This window comes from Endozoicomonas sp. Z74 (assembly GCF_057680865.1).
The window spans coordinates 1-1,062 of sequence record NZ_JBLYZI010000256.1 but is presented as its reverse complement, the minus strand read 5'-3'; the positions used below and the strand labels follow the sequence as shown (position 1 = coordinate 1,062).

The window sequence follows — 1,062 nt, the reverse complement described above, 5'->3', positions numbered from 1 at the left end:
ACCTTCTCAAGCTTGATACTTCAGTGAAGGCTGGTATCAAGAACAAACGTAAAACCTGTGGCTGGGATGAAGACTATATGATGAAAGTGCTTGGGCTGATTGATTCTTGATCATGTTTTTGCCCTGGTAAAACCATTAGCATTTGGCGTGGGGTAAAAATGAACAGAGAAGAAAACTCGGAATCCCGGGGTAAACCTCTGATAGTCAATTGCGAGATCACCCAAGAAGAACAAATAGTAACAATTAACGGAGATTCTTTCATTACAAAATGCTCATGGGATGCAGAACCTGATAAAGACCTGTTTAGTGATGATGAGTTTTTTGAGTAAATCTACCAATAGAGATAACAATAATGAACCAAGCCTTAAGACCAAAGCTACCAGGACTCTTAGCTCGCGATGTATACGCGCTAACTAAAACCGCAACAATCAAGGACGCTATTACTGTTTTAAACTCCAGATATCAAGGAAGACTCGAGTTTCATGAAAAGAGCTTATTAAAAGGAAAAACGGGAGGGCCAGGATACATCAAAGTCCGCACCGCCTTTGGATTTGTATTAATTGGTAAAAAGTCTCTAGAAAGAAACATTTTCATTATATTTCGAGGAACACAATATTTAGCTGACTGGCTTACAAACCTAAACGTTCTTGTAGAAAGATCACATTCTGGACAACTCATCCATGAAGGCTTCAATAAGGCTTTTCGATCTATGCTACCGCAAATTAAAGAGTTAACTGATAACCTTCCAGATAATATTCAGTATCACTGCATCGGCCACAGCCTTGGTGGAGCACTGGCAACCATAGCAGCACAATGGCTTAGCACCGAGAAAAATATGAAACCTTATCTATACACCTTTGGAAGCCCCAGGGTTGGACTTAACTGTTTTGCCTCGCACTGCACGCAGAAAATAGGGAAGGTGCGATTAAGTCCCTAGCCATGAGATAATACTCCCATCGCTTCCAGCTTGAGTTTCTGTCCATGAGCCAGCTTAGTTTCGCAGACAGTGAGTTTGTCCATAAACGCAGAACCACCCGCAAAGAGCGCTTTCTGGCAAAAATG

The 1,062-nt window shown here is 41.5% G+C and carries 2 protein-coding genes; both read left to right on the top strand.

The annotated features are described in order from the left end of the window. The first annotated feature begins 134 nt into the window (after positions 1-134). Positions 135-329, top strand: coding sequence for a hypothetical protein (locus ACNRUY_RS26620; protein WP_488114684.1), 195 nt, complete (start codon positions 135-137; stop codon positions 327-329). Between the two features lie 23 nt (positions 330-352). Further along, complete coding sequence (locus ACNRUY_RS26615; RefSeq protein WP_488114683.1) at positions 353-937, top strand: lipase family protein; 585 nt, start codon at positions 353-355, stop codon at positions 935-937. Positions 938-1,062: the final 125 nt, after the last annotated feature.